This is a genomic window from Pseudomonadota bacterium (assembly GCA_018823135.1).
Classification (GTDB): Bacteria; Desulfobacterota; Desulfobulbia; order Desulfobulbales; family CALZHT01; genus JAHJJF01.
Map to the genome: position 1 here is coordinate 1 of JAHJJF010000061.1, position 22,861 is coordinate 22,861.

Genomic DNA, 22,861 nt, shown 5'->3' on the forward strand with positions numbered 1-22,861 from the left:
ATGAACCCGCTGATAAGCCAGAGTAACGAGACGTAGAAAAGTCGCGGTATCAAAAGGTCCACCACATAAAATTAACTGGTTATCAAGTAATAACTCGATGAAATCAGTCTTTTTGCGATTTCATCAAAATGTGATGAACCCGCTGATAAGCCAGAGTAACGAGACGTAGAAAAGTCGCGGTATCAAAAGGTCCACCACATAAAATTAACTGGTTATCAAGTAATAACTCGATGAAATCAGTCTTTTTGCGATTTCATCAAAATTTGGTTTAAGACAAACAGCTTTTCATGGTAAGATTACAAATTCTGATAGAAAACAACTTTAAGCATATGTGAAATTCGTTTCACGGTCACTATCATCACCCAGGAGATGCTCAGGCATTTAATATGGCAGCCCCACCAAGAAACCAGGACAAGTCACACCTGAAGTCGACGATTAAGGACCAGTCAGGCGCCGGCAAAGTCAGAATTGGGGATATGCTCAAGAGGCAGGGTTTGATTACGGCCTCGGATCTTGAAAAGGCTTTAGCTTTCCAGAAAAAACACAAAATGCGTCTTGGCAGCATCCTTGTCAAAATGGGCTTTGTGTCCGACGATGATATCCTTAATACGCTTACCAGGCTTCATAATTTCCCGGCGATTAATATCAGCCGCGAACCACCCACCGAAGAAGCCCTTTCCAAAATGTCCTTTGAAGTTGCTGCGCGCTATACGGCATTTCCTCTGAGGGTAATAGGTAAATCCCTTCAGGTCACCATGGCCGAACCCACTGATACCTCTGCAATCGAAAATCTGCAGATGGAATTGAAGATGGGTTTGAGTATTTGTGTTTCAACGGAAAAGGATATTTTCGAGGCCTATAAAACTCACTACAAAATCAGTGAGGAAGAATTCAATACCCTTTCCGGTGAGGATGAGAAACCGGAGGATGAAGAAGATGATGAAATAACCCAGATTGATTCTTTCGGTGACCTTGCCGACCAGGTTGCGGACGAGATGGGTGTCGATACCTATGATGAAGTTTCCCAGGCCATGTCGGCTGATGATGCGCCGATCATCAAACTGGTAAACGGTATACTTTCTCAGGCGGTAATTGACGGGGTCAGTGATGTTCATATCGAACCTTTTGAAAAATCTCTCCAGGTTCGATATCGTCTCGACGGTTCGCTTTACAAATCCATGAACCTGCCGTTGAACATCAAAAATGCCCTGAACTCACGCATCAAGATCCTCGCTAGCCTTGATATCACCGAGAGACGTGTTCCCCAGGATGGCCGTATCAAAATGCGTGTTGGTAAAAAGTCGGTTGATTTTCGTGTTTCCTCGCTTCCGACCCTGTTCGGTGAAAGTATTGTTCTCCGTATCCTTGATAAGAGCAGTTTGAATGTAGATCTTACCAAGCTGGGCTTTGAACCTGCAGTATATAAGAGACTTCAGGGTTGTCTCGACCGACCGCAGGGCCTGCTTCTGGTTACAGGTCCCACCGGTAGCGGTAAAACAGTTACATTATACTCCGCCTTAAACACCTTAAACAAAGAAGACACCAAAATACTGACGGCTGAAGATCCTGTTGAGTTCAACTTTAAAGGCATCAACCAGGTTAATGTTCACAAAGAAATAGGCATGACCTTTCCGGCAGCTCTCAAGGCTTTCCTGCGCCAAGATCCCGATATCATCATGGTTGGTGAGATCCGTGATATTGAAACTGCTGAAATCGCCATCAAGGCGGCGATGACCGGCCATCTTGTATTCAGTACCCTTCACACAAATGACTGCCCCGCAACAGTAGCACGTCTTGTTGACATCGGCATTCCGCCGTTTATGGTTGCATCGGCGGTCACCATGATTCAATCCCAGCGTCTCGGAAGAAAACTCTGCCCGGCATGCCGGAGAGAAATGACCCCGGATGATTTATCCCGCGAAGAACTGCTGGCCATGGGTTTCAAGGAAAAAGAAGTGGACACTCTTAAACTCTATATGCCCACCGGTTGTGGAACCTGCAGGGGCGGAGGATATAAGGGTCGGGTCGGTTTCTTTGAACTCATGGAAATAACCGATGAAGTTGCCAAAGCGATCAGCGCCGAAGTCCCGGAAGACCAGCTGCGCAAAGTTGCAATCCACGAAGGCATGTATACCCTGAGAGAGGCTGCTCTGGAAAAGGCCCGTCAGGGTATTACCAGTCCCCAGGAAGTAACACGCAGAACCGTTGTAACCGAAGAAAGCCTTCCCGCGTATCTGGTGAATCCGGATGTCGAAAATTATGATGACGGTGACGCTATTATCCGTCAGGGGAATAGTGATAAAGACTTTTTCAAACTTCTTACCGGAGCGGTCATAGTTGTCAAGGATGGCAAGAAAATTGCTGAAATCACCCAGCCCGGCGAATATTTCGGGGAAATGTCTGCAATATCAGGGGAAGCCCGTTCAGCTTCAATTATTTCAAAGGGCAGAAGCAAGGTCAAGAGATTCCCAGGGGACAAACTCCTTGAACTTATAGAAACCGTACCACAAGTCGGCACGCATCTCTTTAACTCTCTGGTCTCGCGCCTGGAACAGGCAAACAGTATAATTGTCAAGCTGGCAAATGAAAGAATGAGAAAGGCAAGCTGAAGTCAACTCAATTAGACGTCGAGATGATACAAGTCGTAGTATTTTTTCTTACAAAAATCTATAATCCTCTTGAAAACTGCTCTGGGATTCATTATATTCGACTGTTTTAACCTTTTAAATTATTTCCCTCTCCGATGCAAATAGCTGATTTGTTTTGGATTTCTTGAAACCGAGGGGGAACTTTATCCTGATTATGTTCAAAATGAATTAGGATGAATATTTTTTTACCATTTATAACAGACTGAATATATTTCGATATTTAAAATAAGGAGAAAAAGAATGAGCGCCACTATAATCAGCGGAACCGAAACCGCTAAAGCTATTCGTGAAGAACTGGCAGTTGAAATTGCCGAGCTGAAAGAAAAACATAATATTGTGCCGGGCCTTGCCACAATTCTCGTTGGCGTTGACCCTGCTTCCCAGTCCTACGTCACTGCAAAAAATAAAACGGCAAAAAATCTAGGCATTTATTCACAACAGGTAACCAAACCTGCTGACATATCTGAAGAAGAGCTTCTTTCATTAATTGAACAATTTAATAATGATGAAAAAGTTCATGGCATACTTGTTCAATTACCACTGCCCAAGCATATCAATGAGGGAAGGGTGTTATATGCGATTAACCCTGATAAAGACGTCGATGGATTTCATCCGGTCAACGTCGGAAAAATGGTCCTGGGTGAAAAATGTTTCCTTCCGTGCACCCCACACGGGATACTGGAACTGCTCGTACGATCAGGGGTTGAGACCAGCGGCGCTGAAGTTGTTATACTCGGTCGTTCAAATATTGTCGGCAAACCAATTGCAAATCTCATGCTGCAAAAACGTGCTGCCGGAAATGCCACCATCACTCTGTGCCACACTCGAACAAAAGACATGGCAGCACATTGCCGGCGAGCCGATATCATTATCGCAGCAGTAGGTGTTCCCAATCTGGTTACTGCAGATATGGTGAAAGACGGTGTAGTTATAATTGACGTTGGTGTAAACAGGATCGGCATGTCTGATTCAGGAAAGGCTATCCTTGCCGGTGATGTCGATTTTGACGCGGTTAAAGAAAAAGCGTCTTTCATCACCCCGGTTCCCGGCGGAGTTGGTCCGATGACCATCACCATGCTTATGAAAAATACTGTTCAGGCTGCCAAGCAATCTGCCGGCCTTATTTAATTAAGATCAACAAGCAAAGCAGAGACTGTCGGCTTCGAAAATATTCCGGCAACAATAAAGTCTTATTGAGGTGTTTAAATGGCTATTAAAAGAAACGGATGCGAAGGCTGTACGGAAATAACCTGTACATCCACAAAACAGGTACTCCAGCAGGATATCGCCAAAAACGTCGTTACAGCTTTCGACAGAGTTAAAGCCCGCGGCATGTCGGCCTGCCTTTTCGGTTCCGGTGGTACATGCTGCAGGAATTGCAATATGGGCCCCTGCCAGATCATCGACGGCGTTGATAATATGATCGGCATTTGCGGAGCCACTGCCGATACGGTGGCAGCAAGAAATTTTGCGCGGACTGTTGCAGCAGGCACCGCTGCTCATACAGATCATGCACGGGAAATGGTTCGCGGATTCATTGAAACCGCAAAAGGTAATGGCCCACACAAGATACAAGATGTCGATAAACTCATGAAACTTGCCAAGACCTTTGATATTGAGACCGAAGGTCGAGAAGTCAACGACATTGCCCTTGAGCTTGGCCAAAGAGCCCTTGCCGAATTCGGCAGCCAGGACAACACGCCACTGTCAATGCTCAAGAGAGCACCTGAAAAAAGACAGGCGATCTGGAAAAAACTCGGCGTCGAACCCCGAGGCATTGATCGCGAAGTCGTTGAGATGATGCATCGGACCCATATGGGAGTTGACCAGGAATATGAAAACATCATGCTTCAGGCATCACGCTGCGCTTTGTCTGACGGCTGGGGTTCCTCAATGCTTTCAACCGAACTCACCGACATCATGTTCGGCACCCCGGTTCCCCGCCGTGCAATCGTTGATCTCGGTGTACTCAAAGGGGACCAGGTCAATGTGACGGTTCACGGTCATGAACCGCTTCTTGCTGAGTCTCTCTGCATCGCCGCAGGCGACCCGGAAATTCTCGCGCTTGCCAAAAAAGCCGGCGCCAAGGGCGTAAATCTTGCCGGTGTCTGCTGTACGGGCAATGAAATCCTCATGCGCCGAGGCATTCCTGTTGCTGCCGGTTTCATCCAGCAGGAGATGGCTCTTGCAACCGGTGCAATTGAAGCCATGGTGGTGGATGTTCAATGCGTCATGCAATCGGTAGCCCAGGTGGCAAGTAATTTCCACACAGATATTATTACAACCAATTACCGTGCTAAAATGCCTGGAGCGATTCATCTGCAGTTCGAAGAACATGATGCTCTGGAATCTGCGAAAAGAATTTTGAAACATGCCATTGCCAATTACAAAAAACGCGGCAAACATTTCATCCCAAAACTTGAAAAAGTCGATGTGGTTGTCGGGTTCAGCCACGAAACAATAAATTATATGCTGGGTGGACGTTTTCGTTCCAGTTATCGTCCGTTGAACGATAACATCATTAACGGCCGTATTCGCGGAGTTGCAGCAATAGTCGGCTGCGACAACTTCAAACTTGCTGATGATGCTCATGAGACAATAGCCCGGGAACTCATAAAGAACAATATTCTGGTTCTCGCTACCGGTTGTGCCGCCACATCTCTTGGTAAAGCCGGACTTTGCAGCCCGGAAGCAATCAAATTCTGCGGATCAAGCCTTGCTGAAGTCTGCGAAACGGTTGGTATGCCTCCGGTGCTTCACATGGGATCATGCGTCGATAACAGCCGCATCCTCATCGCCGCAACCGAAATGGTGCGCGAGGGCGGCCTTGGAGATGATATTTCCGATCTCCCAGCCATTGGAACAGCGCCCCTGTGGATGAGTGAAAAAGCAGTTGCGATCGGCCAGTATTTCGTAGCCAGCGGCGCTCAGGTTGTATTTCAGAATCTGGCCACCACCGGCGCCAAGAAGTTCAATAATTACCTTTTAGATGGTATCATGAAAACTTTCGGCGCTCACTGGAATGTCGCAAGTGAACCACTGGAAATTGCCCGGATCATGATCGAAAAAATTGAAGAGAAACGTGAAGCCCTGGGTATTAATAAAAAGAAAGAAAGGACCCTGTTTGACATGGCGATGCGTCGAGATCTCAGCACCGGTGCCATCGGTGACGTCGGCTGTACCGGACCGGCTAGCAACGCCTAGTTGGAATCTTTTCAACCAATTATATGGAATTCTCTCGACCAGACTTCCATTTAACAAAATATAAACAAGGGAAAAATAACCGATGAAATCGGGAAGCCGTTTAGAACGAATATTAACTGCCGGGAAATTTGCCGTTACCGGGGAGCTTGGACCACCCAAAAATGCCGATCCTGCAATAGTCCGGGAAAAAGCGCGGATTCTGAAAGGGCACGTCGATGCAGTCAATATTACGGACTGCCAGACCGCCATTGTCAGGATGTCAAGCATCGCCGCAGGGTTGATTGTCCTTTCGGAAGGTGTTGAGCCGGTTATTCAGATGACATGCCGCGATCGCAATCGTATCGGCATGCAAAGTGATATTCTCGGTGCCGCAGCCCTTGGCTTGAAAAACCTGCTTTGTCTTACCGGCGATCATCAGAAATTCGGCAATCATCCCGGCGCAAAGGGTGTCTTTGACATGGATTCCATTCAGTTGCTCGGAATGGTAAAAGACATGCGCGATGATAAAAAATTCCAATGCGGCGAAGTCATAAAAAATAACGAACCGAAGCTTTTTTTGGGGGCAGCAGCAAATCCTTTTGCCGAGCCCTTTGAATACCGTGCTCCGCGCCTTGGGAAAAAAGTTGCCAACGGTGCTGATTTCATCCAGACCCAGATCGTCTACAACGTTGAAAAATTTGCAAAATTCATGGAAATGGTCCGTGATCTGGGGCTTCATGAAAAAGTCTATATTCTCGCAGGTGTTACTCCTCCGAAATCCCTTGGCATGGCCAGGTACATGAAAAAGTTTGTTCCTGGTATGGATGTCACCGATGAAGTAATTCAAAGGATGAAAGATGCCAAAGATAAAGAAGATGAAGGCATCAATATCTGCGTAGATGTTATCAATCAGGTTAAAGAAATCAAAGGGGTTGCAGGCGTTCATATCATGGCAATTGAATGGGAAAGCGCGGTTCCTGAAATTGTCAGTCGGGCTAAGCTTGCAACCCGCCCGGTACTTGATGATGATTCAAAACCTGCCGCATTACCACGGGAAGTAATAACCATAGCAACAACCCCGGCAGTTTCCGGGGAACGACCTGATGATATTTTGGCATCAGCAAAAGCCGAAGCAGCAAAAATAATTGCCGCCGCTAAAGAGCAGGCTCAAACTGGGTCAGGAACGATAGAAATTGATGATGCAGGAGAACATACAATGAATGAAAAAGAGCGTCAAATGGCTTTGGAATCCGTAAAGACCGGGCTCGATTCACTTAAAAAGGCCTTTGGCCTGTCGGATGATCAGTTTGAGGCGCTGGCAAAATTTGCCGGAGCGGAAGCAATTCTTTCCCGTCAGCCAGTGGTTTCAACGCCTTCTACTCCACCTGTAGCTCCACCGGTAAAACCAACCCCTACTCCGCCTCCTTCAGATAAGGCCCAACAGGCAGCCAAGGAAACAAAAAAAGCCGAAGAGGAAAAGAAAGCCCAGGAAGCAAAAGCTGCTCAAGAAGCACAAAAAGCTGCTGAAGAAAAGAAGGCCCAGGAAGATAAAAAGGCGGCTGATGCTAAAGCCGCTGAACAGGCCAGGAAGACTCAGGAAGCAAAACCGAAAGAAGAAAGCAAAAAAGCTCCTGCTGCCAAAACAAAAGCTGCCGCGGCCGGAAGCATTACGGCTGCAGAGTTAAAAGTTGAAACATCAACCCTTGCCCAGCGGGCTTCCAGAATTCCTGAAGATAATTATAAAATTACCTATAGCGGTAAACTCCGTGAGATTAAATTAGGAAACGGCGACAACACCATTACCGTTGGCGGCACAGCTACAATGCCTTTCCAGCTTTTCGAGGGTGCCATGCCCCGCAAACCTCTTTTTGCCATGGATGTACTTGATATTAATCCTGACGAATGGCCCAAAACCCTTACCCGCCACTTTGATGGAGTTCTGAATGATCCTGTTGCCTGGGCAAAAAAATGCGTGAATGAATATAATGCCGATGCCATCTGTATCTCTCTTATCAGCACCGATCCTAATGGCATGAATCGCCCGGCAAGCGAAGCAGCAAAAGTTGCTGCGGATGTTGTCAAGAATATTGATGTACCGATTATTGTCTGGGGTTGCGGCAATGCTGATAAGGACACCGAAACATTACGCGAAGTCACCGCAATGATCGGCGATAAAAAAGTTTGCCTGGCGCCCCTTGGCGATGTGAATTATCGGTCTTTGGGAGCAACCGGCATGGCTTTTCAGCATCCCATGGTGGCTTCTTCACCCATTGACGTCAATCTTGCCAAGCAGCTCAATATTCTTCTTGAAAACCTTGGTGTTTCACTGGAGAGTGTTCTCATTGATCCTTCAATCGGTGCCCTTGGTTATGGAATCGAATATTCCTATTCAGTAATGGAAAGAATCAGACTGGCAGCACTCACCCAAAAGGACGAAAAACTTCAGGTGCCATTCATCTGTAACCTTGGCCGTGAGGTCTGGAAAGCAAAAGAAACCAGATTGCCTTCCGATGCGCTTATCGGTGATCAGGAACGACGGGGCGTACTTATGGAGGCTATCACCGCATCCTGTATGTTGATGTCCGGTGGCGAAGTCATGATTATGCGCCATCCCCAGGCTATTGCGCTGGCTAAGTCCCTTGTAAATGGTCTTATGGGATAAATTTTGATAATCAAATGATGTTAGAGGAGTTTCCCAATGTCTAAAATAATATGTTCAGCCGCCATCAGAGGTGCCCACAAAATAGTGGACATGGCCGAAGAGAAATTTGAAGAGGCCTTGAAAAAATACGGACCTGAACAGGAAGTTTCGCTTCCGAACACGGCCTATTTTTTGCCGGTCATTTACAGTATGCTCGGCGCAAAAGTTGAAAAGCTGGGAGACATGAAAGATATTTTTCTTGAGTGTCGAAAACTCCTTCCGAATATGGTGAGCGACAATGTCTGGCTTCCATATCTTGCCCCGGCTCTTGATGCCGGAATGGCAACCTTCTTTGCGGAAGAAATGTATGAAACCATTCGGTATCTGAACGAATCCGAATTTTATACCAAGAGCGAACAACCCCTGCCGGAAAACCTCTGGCTCGGCGCTGCCGATGACCTGATATTCCGTAAACGCGGCGTTGAATTTGTTGATGGTACCGCTCCGGGTTTTGCTGCGATCATGGGTGCGCCGCCCAACAAGGAAATCGCCAGCAAAATAGCACTTGAACTCCAGGAAAAGAATCTCTACATCTTTATGCATGACCATACGAACGGCATGCGAATGGCTGAACAATTGGTTGCCAATGGTGTACAGGTCGGTTGGAATACCCGGCTGGTACCTTTTGGACCAACCTATACTTCCGCCGTCTTTGCCATTGGTTTTGCCTGTCGTGTTGCCATGGCTTTTGGCGGCATCAAGCCTGGAGATTACAAAGGCAATCTCATTTATAATAAAGATAGAACATTCGCCTTTGTCATGGCCTTCGGACCGGTCAGTGACGAATGGTATGCAAATGCTGCAGGGGCGATCAACTGGGGATTTCCGACAATATCCGATTACGATATTCCGGAAGTTCTTCCCACTGGAATCTGCACCTACGAACACGTTGTCAGTCAGGTGCCTCACGATGAAATAGTCCAGAGGGCCATTGAAGTCCGGGGACTCAAGGTCACCATTTCGAAAATCGATATCCCCTTGTCATTCGGTCCGGCCTTTGAAGGCGAGCGGATCAGAAAAGATGATCTTTTCATGGAATGTGGCGGTGGTAGAACAACAGGAGTTGAGGTTCTGATTTCAAAGGAAATGGATGAGGTGCAGGATGGACTGGTAATAGTTGAAGGTCCGGACATCAAAGATATCAAGGAAGGTCAGAACCTGCCCATCGCAATTCTCGTTGAAGTTGCCGGCCGCGAAATGCAATCCGATTTCGAACCCATTCTCGAACGCCAATTTCATCATCTGATTAATTATGTTCAGGGCATCATGCATATCGGCCAGAGAAATATCATGTGGGTCCGCATCGGCAAAGGCGCGGTGGATAAAGGCTTCTCTTTTGAACATATTGGCAAGGTGCTGCACGGCAAACTGCATCAGGAGTTCGGCGCCATCCTTGATAAGATCCAGGTTAAAATTTATACTGTTCAGGATAAAGTAGAAGAGGTCGTGAAACTTGCCAAGAAGGTCTACGCAGAACGTGATCTTCGGCTCGGCAACATGACCGACGAAACCGAGGAAGTTTTTTATTCCTGCACCTTGTGTCAATCCTTTGCTCCAAGCCATGTATGCGTCATAACCCCTGAACGCGTCGGTATGTGCGGTGCTTATAACTGGCTTGACGGCAAGGCCTCATACCAGATCAACCCCACCGGTCCCAATCAGCCTATCGAAAAGGGCGAATGCCTTGATTCTGAGATTGGCTTCTTTCAAGGTATAAATGAATTCGTTAATCAAGCATCTCGGGGTGCAGTCGCAGATGTCAGCTGCTATTCATTAATGACCAGCCCGATGACCGCCTGCGGTTGTTTCGAAGCCATTGCCGCCATGCTGCCTCAATGTAATGGAATCATGGTTGTTAATCGCGATTATATGGGGATGACCCCCAGTGGTATGAAATTCACCACCCTTGCCGGTATGGCCGGCGGCGGGGCCCAGACGCCGGGTTTCATGGGAGTGAGCAAGCATTATCTTACAAGCCGTAAACTCTTCAAGTCCGAGGGTGGTCTCAAACGACTTGTCTGGATTCCGCAAATTTTGAAAGACGAACTTAAAGACAAACTTATAGAACGATGCAAAGAAGAAGGAATGCCTGAACTCTTCGATATGATTGCTACCGAAGTACAGGGCACCACAGAAGAAGAAATTCTTAAATTTTTGAAAGAAAAAGGGCATCCCGCACTTTCCATGGAAGCTGCGGTTTAACCCTGGAAACTTATCTTTAAGAGAATATAACAAGTTCCTTTGAATATAGAGGAGGAAAAGAAATGGCTTTAACGGGTATACAGATCCTCAAAATGCTCCCCAAAACCAATTGCGGTGATTGTGGAATTCCAACATGTCTCGCATTTGGCATGAAAGTTGCCGCCGGACAGATTGAAATAAACGCCTGTCCCCATGTGAGCGAGGAAGCAAAAGCAACTATCGGCGAAGCTTCAGCGCCACCGATTCGTTCTATAAAATTTGGTGCCGCAGCAAACACCTTTACAGTTGGGGGCGAGACGTGCCTTTTCAGGCATGAGAAAAGGTTTGAAAACCCCACCGGTATCGCGGTTCTTGTTACAACCGAGATGAACGACGAAGAAGTGGGCGGCAGAATAGAACGTTTCAAGACCCTTCGTTATGAAAGGGTTGGCGTTCTTCTTAAAGCCGATCTCATTGCAATTGCTGACAATAAAAATGACGAAGCATCATTTTCCGCCTTGGCCCAGAAAGTCCTTGACGGTGCAGATGATGCCAACATCATCCTGATAAGCAACAATCCATCGAATATGTCTGCGGCAGGCAAAATTTGCGGCGCCCGTAAACCGCTGCTCTTCGGAGCAAACAAGGACAATTACCAGGCAATGGCGGATGTCGCCAAAGAACTTGGCTGTCCTCTGGGTATCAAGGGCGAAACCCTTGACGACACGGTCACCCTGACTGAACAATTAATGAAAGACGGTTGCAAGGACATGGTGATTGATACCGGCGCCAGAACGTTACGTGCCGCGCTCGATGACAATGTTGTTGCCCGCAGGGCGGCAATCAATAAGAAATACAAACCCCTGGGTTTCCCGACTATAACTTTTCCATGTGAAATAACTGATGATCCTCTGATGGAGGCGATGGTCGCCTCGGTATTGATTGCAAAATACGCAGGAATCATTGTTCTTTCAGATCTGCAAGGCGATATTCTTTTCCCATTGCTCCTCGAGAGATTGAATCTTTTCACCGATCCTCAACGGCCAATGGTGGTTAAGGAAGACATCTACCCAATCAACGGCCCTGCTGAAAACGCACCGGTACTGATCACCTGCAACTTCTCGCTGACATATTTCATCGTTTCGGGTGAAATCGAGGGAAGCAAGGTTCCTTCATGGTTGTTGATTAAAGACACGGAAGGGCTTTCTGTACTTACTGCCTGGGCTGCCGGCAAATTCGGCGCTGATTTGATCGCCCAGTTCATTAAAAAATCAGGAATTGAAGGAAAAGTTAAGCACCGTGAACTCATAATTCCCGGATATCTTGCATCCATTAAAGGCGAACTGGAAGAAGAACTACCGGGTTGGACCCTCACCATAGGCCCTCGTGAAGCCGGACATCTTCCTGCTTTCCTGAAGGAATGGAAACCTGCGGTATAAAACACTGCCGTGCCAGTCAATAATAACTTTAATGAATTACTAAAAACTGTAAGATTCTCAAAAACCAATTTTACAGACCAATAGTATACATATATACAATGAAAATTAGCATTAATGGCCAATCAGTTACGGTAAAAGCCGGCATCACAATCCTTGAAGCCGCTCGCCAGGAGAATATTTACATCCCAACCCTTTGTCATGTTAAGGATGGCGGGGCGGATGGTTCTTGCGAACTTTGTGTTGTAGAAGTCGCCGGGGAAGACAAGCCGGTGCGATCCTGCAAGACCAAAGTCAAGAAAGATATGGCAATCGTCACTGAATCCGAGCATCTGACTGAACACCGGAAAGCACGCCTCGCGCTCTTTGCTGAAACTCATTTCGGCGATTGCAAAGCTCCATGCAATCTGACCTGTCCGGGGCAGATTAATGTCCAGGGCTATATCGCCCATATTGCGAAAGGGGAATATGAAGAATCAGTAAGGTTAATCATGGAAAGGAATCCTTTTCCTTTTTCCGTGGGCCGCGTCTGTCCCCGGTTCTGTGAAACCAGATGCAGGCGTATACTTGTCGATGAACCGGTTTCAATAAACCATCTTAAACGCTTTGTTGCCGACTGGTGCATGACCAACAAGGTGGACCTTAAAATTGATCGGGCTTCAAAGCACACCGGTAAAAGAATTGCTGTTATCGGTGGTGGCCCCTCCGGTCTCACCGCGGCATTTTATTTAGCAAAAAAAGGCCATGACGTTACGGTAATTGAAGGGATGCCCAAACTTGGCGGTATGTTACGTTACGGTATTCCAGAATATAAAATTCCTAAAAATGTCCTTGATTATGAGATTAACACCATTCTCCGAATGGGCATTTCCGTTCGTCTAAGCCAGCGATGGGGCAAAGATTTCACCCTTCAGGATTTGAAAGATCAAGGATTTGACGCGATTCTGATAACCATAGGAACCTGGATAGAACAAACCCTTGACATCCCGGGGGCAGTTAACCCCAATGTCATTCCTGCTGTTAAGCTGCTGAGAGATATTGCCGAAGGAAATAAATTTAATTACGGAAGACGTGCAGCGGTTATCGGCGGCAATAACATTGCAATGGAAGCCGCCCGTTCACTGCTCAGAAAGGGCGTAAATGAAGTGACAATCATTTACCCTCGGCCGCAGACCGAAATGTCTGCCAATCAAAGGAATATCCGTGAAGCGGAACGTGATGGAGTCCAATTCCTTCTCGTGGCTTCACCTGTCCAGATTACTCATGTTGATGAAGGTTTGAATCTGGAACTTATCCGCATGAAGCTTGGAGAACCTGACGCCAGAGGCATTCGTCAACCTGAAGCCATCCCTGGTTCCACAAATATTCTCCAGGTTGACACGGTGATCAATTCTCTCGGTCAGATGGCAATAAGTGATTTTTTCACGCATACCGATCTTGAGGGGAAACTCGAGATTACTCCCAAGAATACCATTAAAGCCAATCCCAGAACCTCACTTACAAATATTCCCCGGATTTATGCAGCCGGCGATGCTGTAAGTGGTCCCCGATCCGTTATTCAGGCGGTTGTCTCTGCCAGGCGAGCGGCTGAAAATATTCACTCACAACTCGATGATCTTCCTAAGGACGCAGGGGAGGGGCGTTTCAATTTTACCCGGGGCAAAACCTTTGACGATGTCAGTTTGCGGAACTTTGAAGGTATATCCGTTAAGTTGCGGGAAAAAATGCCGGAACGTCCCGCTGAAATCAGTACTCAGGACTTTGATGAAACCCGTCTGGGCTTCAGTGAGAAAATGGCCTTGCGTGAAGCCGCCAGATGTCTTTCCTGCGGTTGTACAGCCTTTCATCGTTGTGACCTTAAACGTGAATGCATCGCCCATGGTGTTGATCCCAGCAAAACCGGGATGGGGACAAAACCAACCTACGCTATCGACAACTCTAATGCGGTGATCCGGGTTGATTTAAATAAATGCATCTATTGCAAACGCTGCATGAACAGCTGTGAATACGATGCTCTGGAAATAAGCGCTGAAAAAGTCAATGAAGAAGGCAGGCCATCCGGACTGAAGCTTACATTCAAAGACAACTGTGTACACTGTGGAAAATGCGTTGATAATTGTTCCACCGGCGCTCTCAACAAAAAGAGCGCATTTGTCCCGGTTGTTGCTGAAGAAATGAAGGATGTAAGAACCACCTGTCCCTATTGCGGCGCCGGTTGCCAGATACTTCTGAAAGTCAAAGGCAATACCATAATGGAAGTGACGGCCGAGCCCGACCTGGCGCCAAATTACGGCGCATTATGCGTCAAGGGCAGATTCGGCTTTAATTTCGTGCAACATAAGGATCGGCTCACAACCCCCCTTATCCGTCAACGAGGGCAACTGGTTGAAACATCCTGGGAAGAAGCACTTTCTCTTGTAGCGAAGCGCTTTCTCGATATCAAGGCAATGTATGGTGCAGATTCAATAGCTGGTTTCAGCTGTGCCAGGGCCACCAATGAAGAAAATTACCTGATGCAGAAATTCATGCGGACAGCGATCGGAACGAATAATATCGATCACTGCGCACGACTCTGACACGCTCCCACGGTGGCCAGTTTGGCCCTCACCTTCGGAAGCGGTGCAATGACCAATAACATTGCCGACACAAAAAACACTGATCTGTTTTTGATGATCGGCAGCAATCCTGATACAAGTCATCCGACTATCGGTTTAAGAATTCATCAGGCCGTTGACCGGGGCGCAAAACTTATTGTTGTTGATCCTCGAAAAACACAGCTTGCCGAAAGAGCAGATATCTGGTTGCGAATCAAACCGGGAACCGATGTCGCTTTTTTGAACGGCCTAATGCACATCATCATTAAAGAGGATTTGCTGAACAAGAAATTTGTTCATGATCGTACTGAAGATTTTGATGAACTGGCCCAACTCGTCAAGAAATATACCCCTAAATATGTCGAGGAAATAACCACAATACCTGCGGACCAGCTTAAAAAAGTTGCCAGAATGTTTGCCGCTGAAGGTAGGCACGCCATTTATCACGGTATGGGAATTACCCATTATACAACCGGCACCGACCGGGTGAAAAGCATCGCAAACCTCTCCATGCTCTGCGGCAAGGTCGGTGTGGAAGGAGGCGGATGCAACCCATTGCGTGGCCAGAACAATGTCCAGGGTGCATGTGACATGGGCGCGCTGTTCAACACTCTTCCCGGTTACGGCGGGCTGGACAATGAAGATCTGTTCGACAAATTTGAAAAAATCTGGAAGGTAAAACTGCCACGCAGACCGGGAAAACCCGCAACCGAGGTCTGGGATAATATTTTTAAGGGTAATATCCGTTCCCTGTATGTTTTTGGTGAAGACCCGGCAATCGCCGATGCAAACATCCGTCATGTCCAGAAAGCGCTCAAAGAGCTGGATTTTCTTGTCGTGCAGGATATTTTTCTTACGGATACGGCAAAATACGCTGACGTTGTGCTGCCGGCTGCATGCTTTGCAGAAAAAGACGGCACCTTTGCCAGCACCGAGAGAAGGGTACAGAGAGTTCGTAAGGCGGTTGACCCTCCGGGTGAAGCCAAGCCCGACTGGAAAATTTTCTGCGAACTTTCCAAAAAAATCGGCTATCCCATGGATTACAACTCTGCGGAAGAAATTTTTGAAGAAATCAGAACGCTGATGCCGCAATATGCAGGGATAACCTACGAGCGCCTTGAAACCGTCGGGTTGCAATGGCCGGTTCCCGATGAAAATCATCCAGGGACTGCGGTACTGCATACCAAGGAATTTACCCGGGGAAGAGGGTTGTTTATCCCTGAGGATTATTTGCCGCCTCGTGAACCTACGGATAAAGAGTATCCAATGCTGTTTACCACCGGCCGTGAACTCGCCCGTTACAATTTCAGCAGTATGACCGGTAAGACCCCTGAGATAGATGTCATCTGCCCTGAGGCCTTTGCTGAGATAAATCCTGAAGACGCCAAGAAAATGACAATCAAGGATAAAGATCTGATACGCATCACATCACGGCGCGGGTCAGTGGATATTCGGGTGAAAATAACCGATCGTTCCCAGGAAGGAACAATTTTTGCCTCGTATAATTTTGTTGAAACACCTGTAAATAATGTAACTTTTGATGCTCTTGATCGTTTATCAAGAACTCCTGAGTATAAGTTGTGTGCTGTTAAGGTTGAAGTATTGTAGACAAATTATAGTATTTAACTGATTTACCTAAAAGTTTGCAATAATCGATAGTTAAACCCATACAAAGCTGGAGTGTATTATGGGAAAAGCGAAAGACAATAGATCAGGTGCGGTGATGGTGGTCGGCGGTGGTATTGCCGGCGTCCAGACGGCCCTTGATTTGACTGAACTCGGATTTTATGTCTATCTTGTTGAAAAATCCGCAGCCATCGGCGGCGCCATGGCACAGCTGGACAAGACATTTCCGACAAACGACTGCTCTCTTTGAATACTGGCGCCTAAGCTGGTAGAGGCCGGTCGGTCTCCAAACATAGAAATTCTGAGCAACACTGATTTACTTGAACTGACAGGCAAGCCTGGGAAATTCACCGCAACGCTCAAAATCCGTCCCCGCTATATAATTGCAGAAGATTGCACCGCATGCGGTTTATGTACCCAGTATTGCCCGAAACATCTTGTGGATGAATATAATGAAGGACTGGCCCTGACCAGACCGATCCATATTGATTATCCACAGGCTGTACCCGCAACTTATTATATAGATCCTGAAGCATGCCTGCATCTCACCCATGACACCTGTCAGATATGTGTTCCTGTCTGTCAGAGCAAAGCCATTGATTTCAGCCAGAAACCGGTTACGAAAAAACTCGAAATCGGCGCGGTTATCATGTCGCCTGGATTCGGCCGTATTCCGGATGAAGCACTTACAAAATACAGTTACGGACAGCATCCTGATGTGGTCACCAGTCTTGAATTCGAGCGATTGCTCAATCCTTCAGGTCCATTTGCCGGGAAGGTGTTGCGTCTTTCAGATCGAAAACACCCCAAACGCATTGCATTCATTCAATGTGTCGGTTCAAGGGATCTCGGGTGCAATAATGGCTATTGTTCTTCGGTCTGCTGCATGTACGCAATCAAAGAAGCAATGGTTGCCAAAGAGCATGATCCAGAACTTGATATCACCATTTTTTATATGGATATGCGCACCCAGGGAAAGGATTTTGATGCTGCTCAGAAAAGGGCTAAAGATCAGTTCGGCATCAAATTCGTCCGTGCCAAGGTTGCAGATGTCATGCCCTGGAACGAAAAACTTAAACTCACCTATTCAACCATGGCAGGCGATCATAGTTTCGAATCTTTTGACATGGTTGTTCTTTCCGTTGGTCTTGATGCACCTAAAAGCGCTCAAGAACTTTCAAAAATCGGCGGATTCGAGCTCAACGAATATGATTTCTGCAAAACCTCACTTGATGCGCCCCTTGCAACAAGCAAGGAAGGTATCTTTGTCGCCGGTGCATTTCAGGGACCAAAAGACATTCCTGAAAGCGTCACTCAGTCAAGTGCTGCTGCAGGTCTTGCCTCAGGCCTCCTCAAAAAACAGCGCGGCCAAGGTGTTGTGGTCAAGAGTTACCCGAAAGAAAATAAACTCGCAATGGAAGAAGAACCAAGAATCGGGGTCTTTGTCTGCCATTGCGGAATCAATATCAGCGGTGTCGTCGATGTCCCCAAGGTTGATGATTACGTAAAAGACATGGAAGGTGTTGTCTTTCATACCCAGAGTCTTTACAGCTGCTCTCAGGATGCTCAGGAAGTCATCAAACAAAAGATTAAAGAACATAATCTCAACCGTATAGTGATTGCCGCCTGTTCGCCCAGAACCCATGAACCTCTTTTCCAGGAAACCCTCAAAGACGCGGGCCTGAACAGATCTCTTTTCGAAATGGTCAATATCCGCGATCAATGTTCCTGGGTGCATGCCAATGAACCCGGAGAGGCAACCCGGAAATCAATGGATCTGGTCCGCATGGGTATTGCCAAAGCACGACATATTAAACCACTCCAGGAACAAACGGTGCCGGTAACCCAGAAAGCACTGGTCATCGGTGCTGGAATCGCCGGTATGACGGCTGCTTTGAATATTGCAGATCAGGGCTTTCACTGTACCTTGATTGATAAAAATGATGTGATTGGCGGTAATCTTAATAGGTTGAAATATACGATTACCAATGATGACATCCCCGGACTTCTCAAGAAAATGTCCGTCGAGATACAAAATAACAAACTCGTTGAACTCATGGCCAGTACTGAGCTTGTATCTACCAGTGGCTTTGTCGGCAACTTTTCCTCGGTTCTTAAAACCGGCAAGGGTAAAAAGGCCAAGGAGTTCACCCTGGACCATGGAATCATTGTTATTGCCACCGGGGGCAAAGAACACCGCCCCAAGAAAGTTCTCGGCAATACAATCACCTATTCCGACAAAATCGTCACCCAGCAGGAACTTGAAACAACTCTTGCCGGCAAATCTAAAACCAGGGCCCCAAAATCAGTCGTGATGATTCAATGCGCCGGTTCACGTGGGGATGACCTTGGGTATTGCAGCAAAATATGCTGCACCAATGCAGTGAAAAATGCATTGAAAATCAAGGAAATAAATCCTCAATCCCAGGTCATCATACTGTATCGTGATATGCGCACTTACGGTTATGCCGAGGATGCCTATCGCGAGGCCCGGGAAAAAGGGGTGATTTTCATTCCTTATGACATGAATAAGAAACCTGTGATTGAGACGAAGGGAAGTAAAGTCACTGTTTCTTTCTTTGATCCGATACTGCAAGATGATGTGAGCATCACTCCGGATCTCCTTACCTTAAGCGTCGGCATCGTTCCCGAAGGTACTAAAGAACTGAGCAAACTCCTGAAAATTCCGGTCAATGCAAATGATTTCTACCTTGAGGCGCATGTGAAACTTCGTCCGGTTGAACTCGCAGTGGATGGCGTTTATGTCTGCGGACTGGCGCATTCACCCAAGCCCCTGGATGAAGTTATCGTCCAGGCTCAGGCAGCTGCTGCCAAGGCTTCAATTCCACTGGTTAAAGGGTTAGTTTCAGTGGAACCGATAGTGTCAAACGTTGATAAAGATATGTGTATTGGCTGCGGAATTTGTGAAAGCTTATGTCCTTATCAGGCGATTCGCATTGTTAAGGATGATGATAATAAACGTAAAGCGGAAACCGTTGTGGCTTCCTGCAAAGCATGTGGAATTTGTGCCTCCCATTGTCCAACATTTGCTATATCTATGGGCGGCTTCACCAATGAACAGATTAACTCTCAAATCAAAGCCTTTGGCGAGGTTACTGAGGAGTAGTATATGAGCCAGGAAGTATTCAAACCTAAAATTCTGGGTTTTCTCTGCAATTGGTGTTGTTATGCGGCTGCTGATTCAGCCGGCGTATCAAGATACCAGTACCCACCAAACCTGAGGACGATCAGGGTTATGTGTACCGGTCGCATTGATCCGGCTTTTATCTTACGCGGTTTTATTGAAGGTGCGGATGGCATCTTCACCGGCGGCTGACAACTCGGCGAATGTCATTACCAGGTTGGTAATTATGATGCAATGGGAGTCAATGCTCTGGTCAAAAAGGTACTTGTGGAAGTTGGTTTCAAACCAGAACGTTTCAATCTGCAATGGGCCTCTGCCGCAGAAGCGCCGCGTTTCGTAAAACTTATAACCGATTTCACCCGGCAAATCCAAGAGATTGGACCACTAGGTGAAGCAGAAGGATTTAACCCTGGTCAAATAAAACAAAAGCTCGAAGATGCCCTTGAACTGGTAAGCAGCCGCAAATTACGTGTGAGTTTTGGCAATCTGACAAAAAACTCCCGCAAAGAAGGCGCTTTTACCCAGGAATTCATCAGTAATCTGGTGGATGAAAAAATGACAGATCCCATCTCATCGGGACTTATCGAAGCGGGTTTAATAACCGCCTTAAAGGGCTCAAAATCACCTGTAGCGGTGAGCGCCTTGGCAAAACAAACAGGCACTTCAACTGAACAGATAGAAAAACTTTTGACAACCTGGTTAAAACAGGAAAAAGTAAAACAGAGCGGCAAAAAATGGGCTCTTATCGAAAAATAACCAAGCAACGCAGAAGATTTTAACTGGAAAATATAGTATGGAGGCTGTTGCAAAATAGCCTCCATACATACTTTGAGGAAATGATTATTGGCAACTATTCTGCTAGTCGATGATGATAAACTGGTACTGGCAGTTACCCAGGAACTCCTTGAATTTCTCAAGCATAAAGTTTTTGCTGCCAATAACGGCCAAACAGCACTTGATATTCTAAAAAAATATTCCCAGATAATTGATATAGTCCTTCTTGACTTATCACTTCCGGACATGAATGGCGCCGATATGATACCAATTATCATGAATCAGGCCCCAAAATGTAAGATTGTCGTGTGTACCGGGGGGGATTTCAAGGAAGATGATACCGACACCTTTTCACAACGTGGCATAGCGGCGATACTGTTAAAACCTTTTGAATTCGATGAGCTCAAAAGCACTCTAAACAGATTGCTTGCCTGACCCTGACTAACTTACGTGCCTTTATTGAAAATTTAACGATCAAAGGTGGCATGGATGGTCATGAACTTGGTGATTCAGCTATAATCTTCTAATGGTGTTTGCCTTTATTGCGTTCAGATGCGGCGCATGTGTAAGTATGCCTTAAGCTGATTTCCCGGCAAGCTGACCGCAGGCAGCGGAAATATCACTTCCTCTACTGCTTCTGACGATCACCGTATATTCCGCATCCCACAATATTTGTTGAAATGAATCGACCCGTTCCTGAGCAGGTTGTTTATAGGGTAATTCGCCGGACTCGTTATAGGGTAACAGATTGATTTTACAAGGTATACCCTTCAGCATTTGAGCAAGTTTTCTCGCATCATCATCAGAATCATTCACATCTTTGAGCAGGATATATTCGAACATGATCCGCCTTCTTTTGGGAAGAGGAAATTTCCTGCACGCTTCAATCAGGTCCTTCAATGGATATTTCTTGTTCACCGGCATGAGTAAATTTCTAACAGAATCCGAAGTAGCATGCAATGAAACGGCAAGGTTTATATTGGTTTTATCACCCAACTCATGAATCTTTGGGACAATTCCGCATGTAGAAACCGTTATTTTCCGTTGAGAAAAGTCCAAACCTCGTTGATCTGTGAGAATTTCAATTGCTGCAATAAGATTATCGAAATTGAGCAGGGGTTCGCCCATGCCCATGAATACAATATTGTTTATCATTTTTTCAGAATTGAGCGTTTGTCCTGATTGATTGGCCCGTATTTTATCAATTACCGAAGTGACCTGGTTGATAATCTCGGCAGGAGTCAGGTTTCGAGTGAATCCCAAGGTGCCGGTGAGGCAGAAAGCACATTTCATCGCGCACCCCACCTGAGAAGAAACACAGAGGGTATTTCTATCGTCTTCAGGGATCAGAACACTTTCAATAACCGCTCCATCATCCAGGATAAACCCATATTTGACCGTACCGTCTTTTGAAGATTCTTCGGTATAATTTGAGAAACTGCCAATAACCGCGTTTTCTGCAAGAAGGGCTCGAACTTCCTTCGTTATATCAGTCATTTGGGAAAAATCAGTAAACCCGGGCCGATATAACCAGGAAAAAATCTGGGCAGCCCGGTATTTGGGTAATCCAAGTTTTTCAACAAAAAAGGATAATTGTTTTGAGGTATAATTTTTGAGATCAGGTTTGTTCATTTGTAAACGTCTCAGAGCGCACGAAATCGTTCCGGCACTAATGGTGTACGGCCGGCAATCGCACTTTCAATCATTGCAAGAACTGCTTGTTTATCACGGGAAAGCCTGCTGTTTATCGGCAAATAATTGGAAGCGTGATTTGTTTGGAATAAAGCTTTCTCCAGATTGATATTTTCAACCATGACGTGCAGTTCCTGTAATAATTCCATTTCCGTGGGAAGAAAAAATTCTCCTTTCTTCGCAAGTTGATAAAGAGGGGTATTAGGTAACAGCATCAAGGTAAGCACTCCGATCTGATTGGGTTTCATGGCGGTCAAAACACATCCTGTATCATGTGCATGGGCATGGGAATTTTTCACTCCTGCTATACCAAGAAGCACGGTCACCGATAGAAAAAGTCCGCTTCGACGGACCTTATTCCCGGCTAGAATCATTTTTTCAGAATCAGATCCTTTGCGGATAAAGGCAAGGGTTGGATCATGACCGGTTTCAAGGCCCATATACACCCGGTCAAGACCTAAACTTTTGAGTTCTGACAGCTGATCATCGGTCTTTGAAAGAATGCTTCGGGTGTTCCCATAAAGGCTGATTCTGTTGACCCATGTAAGACGTGATTTGATTCTATCAAACAACTCTACCAGTCGATGGTGGGGGAGGGTGAGGACATCGCCATCGGCAAGGAAAACCCTTTTCTGACGTTTACAGTAGGTGGCGGCAAAGTCGATATCAAGATCAATAATTTGAGAATCTTTTATCCGAAACGGTTCGTCCTTATACGTTCCGCAAAAGGTACATTTATTATGGGAACAACCAACGGTAACCTGAAGAATAATGCTGTCAGCTTCGCTTGGCGGCCTGATTATCGTACCTTCGTAATGCATCAGCCTGGATATTTCATAATATTTGAGATATGTGTTGGGCTTTGTATGGTCGATGTGGAC

12 protein-coding genes are annotated in these 22,861 nt (G+C 46.4%); 10 read left to right on the forward strand and 2 right to left on the reverse strand.

Going from position 1 to position 22,861, the window contains the following annotated elements; genetic code table 11:
* Positions 1 to 386 precede the first annotated feature (386 nt).
* The 10 genes from pilB to KKE17_05810 all read left to right on the forward strand — a co-directional run bounded on the left by pilB (position 387) and on the right by KKE17_05810 (position 20,723).
* A complete protein-coding gene (gene pilB, locus KKE17_05765; GenBank protein ID MBU1709494.1) occupies positions 387 to 2,609 on the forward strand; it encodes a type IV-A pilus assembly ATPase PilB in 2,223 nt (740 codons plus the stop codon).
* A 279-nt stretch (positions 2,610 to 2,888) separates the two neighbouring features.
* Positions 2,889 to 3,776 (forward strand): bifunctional 5,10-methylene-tetrahydrofolate dehydrogenase/5,10-methylene-tetrahydrofolate cyclohydrolase, encoded by an 888-nt coding sequence (locus KKE17_05770; protein MBU1709495.1) that lies wholly within the window; start codon positions 2,889 to 2,891, stop codon positions 3,774 to 3,776.
* Between the two features lie 78 nt (positions 3,777 to 3,854).
* Complete coding sequence (gene cooS, locus KKE17_05775; protein MBU1709496.1) at positions 3,855 to 5,852, forward strand: anaerobic carbon-monoxide dehydrogenase catalytic subunit; 1,998 nt, start codon at positions 3,855 to 3,857, stop codon at positions 5,850 to 5,852.
* An 82-nt stretch (positions 5,853 to 5,934) separates the two neighbouring features.
* Positions 5,935 to 8,493: an acetyl-CoA decarbonylase/synthase complex subunit delta gene (locus KKE17_05780; protein ID MBU1709497.1), complete on the forward strand. Its 2,559-nt coding sequence runs from the start codon at positions 5,935 to 5,937 to the stop codon at positions 8,491 to 8,493.
* Between the two features lie 36 nt (positions 8,494 to 8,529).
* A complete protein-coding gene (cdhC, locus tag KKE17_05785; protein MBU1709498.1) occupies positions 8,530 to 10,734 on the forward strand; it encodes a CO dehydrogenase/CO-methylating acetyl-CoA synthase complex subunit beta in 2,205 nt (734 codons plus the stop codon).
* 62 nt (positions 10,735 to 10,796) lie between these two features.
* Positions 10,797 to 12,152, forward strand: coding sequence for an acetyl-CoA decarbonylase/synthase complex subunit gamma (locus KKE17_05790; GenBank protein MBU1709499.1), 1,356 nt, complete (start codon positions 10,797 to 10,799; stop codon positions 12,150 to 12,152).
* Positions 12,153 to 12,250: 98 nt separating this feature from the next.
* Positions 12,251 to 16,351: a formate dehydrogenase subunit alpha gene (fdhF, locus tag KKE17_05795; protein ID MBU1709500.1), complete on the forward strand. Its 4,101-nt coding sequence runs from the start codon at positions 12,251 to 12,253 to the stop codon at positions 16,349 to 16,351.
* A gap of 79 nt (positions 16,352 to 16,430) precedes the next feature.
* Entirely contained in the window at positions 16,431 to 19,496 is a 3,066-nt protein-coding gene (locus tag KKE17_05800; protein MBU1709501.1) for an FAD-dependent oxidoreductase, read from the forward strand.
* 3 nt (positions 19,497 to 19,499) lie between these two features.
* Positions 19,500 to 20,270 (forward strand): hydrogenase iron-sulfur subunit, encoded by a 771-nt coding sequence (locus KKE17_05805; protein ID MBU1709502.1) that lies wholly within the window; start codon positions 19,500 to 19,502, stop codon positions 20,268 to 20,270.
* A gap of 87 nt (positions 20,271 to 20,357) precedes the next feature.
* Entirely contained in the window at positions 20,358 to 20,723 is a 366-nt protein-coding gene (locus tag KKE17_05810; protein MBU1709503.1) for a response regulator, read from the forward strand.
* 141 nt (positions 20,724 to 20,864) lie between these two features.
* Here the strand turns inward: KKE17_05810 and rlmN are convergent, their stop codons facing one another.
* Both rlmN and KKE17_05820 read right to left on the reverse strand, forming a co-directional pair.
* Entirely contained in the window at positions 20,865 to 21,920 is a 1,056-nt protein-coding gene (gene rlmN / locus KKE17_05815; protein ID MBU1709504.1) for a 23S rRNA (adenine(2503)-C(2))-methyltransferase RlmN, read from the reverse strand.
* A gap of 11 nt (positions 21,921 to 21,931) precedes the next feature.
* Complete coding sequence (locus KKE17_05820) at positions 21,932 to 22,801, reverse strand: radical SAM protein (protein MBU1709505.1); 870 nt, start codon at positions 22,799 to 22,801, stop codon at positions 21,932 to 21,934.
* Between the last annotated feature and the right edge of the window lie 60 nt (positions 22,802 to 22,861).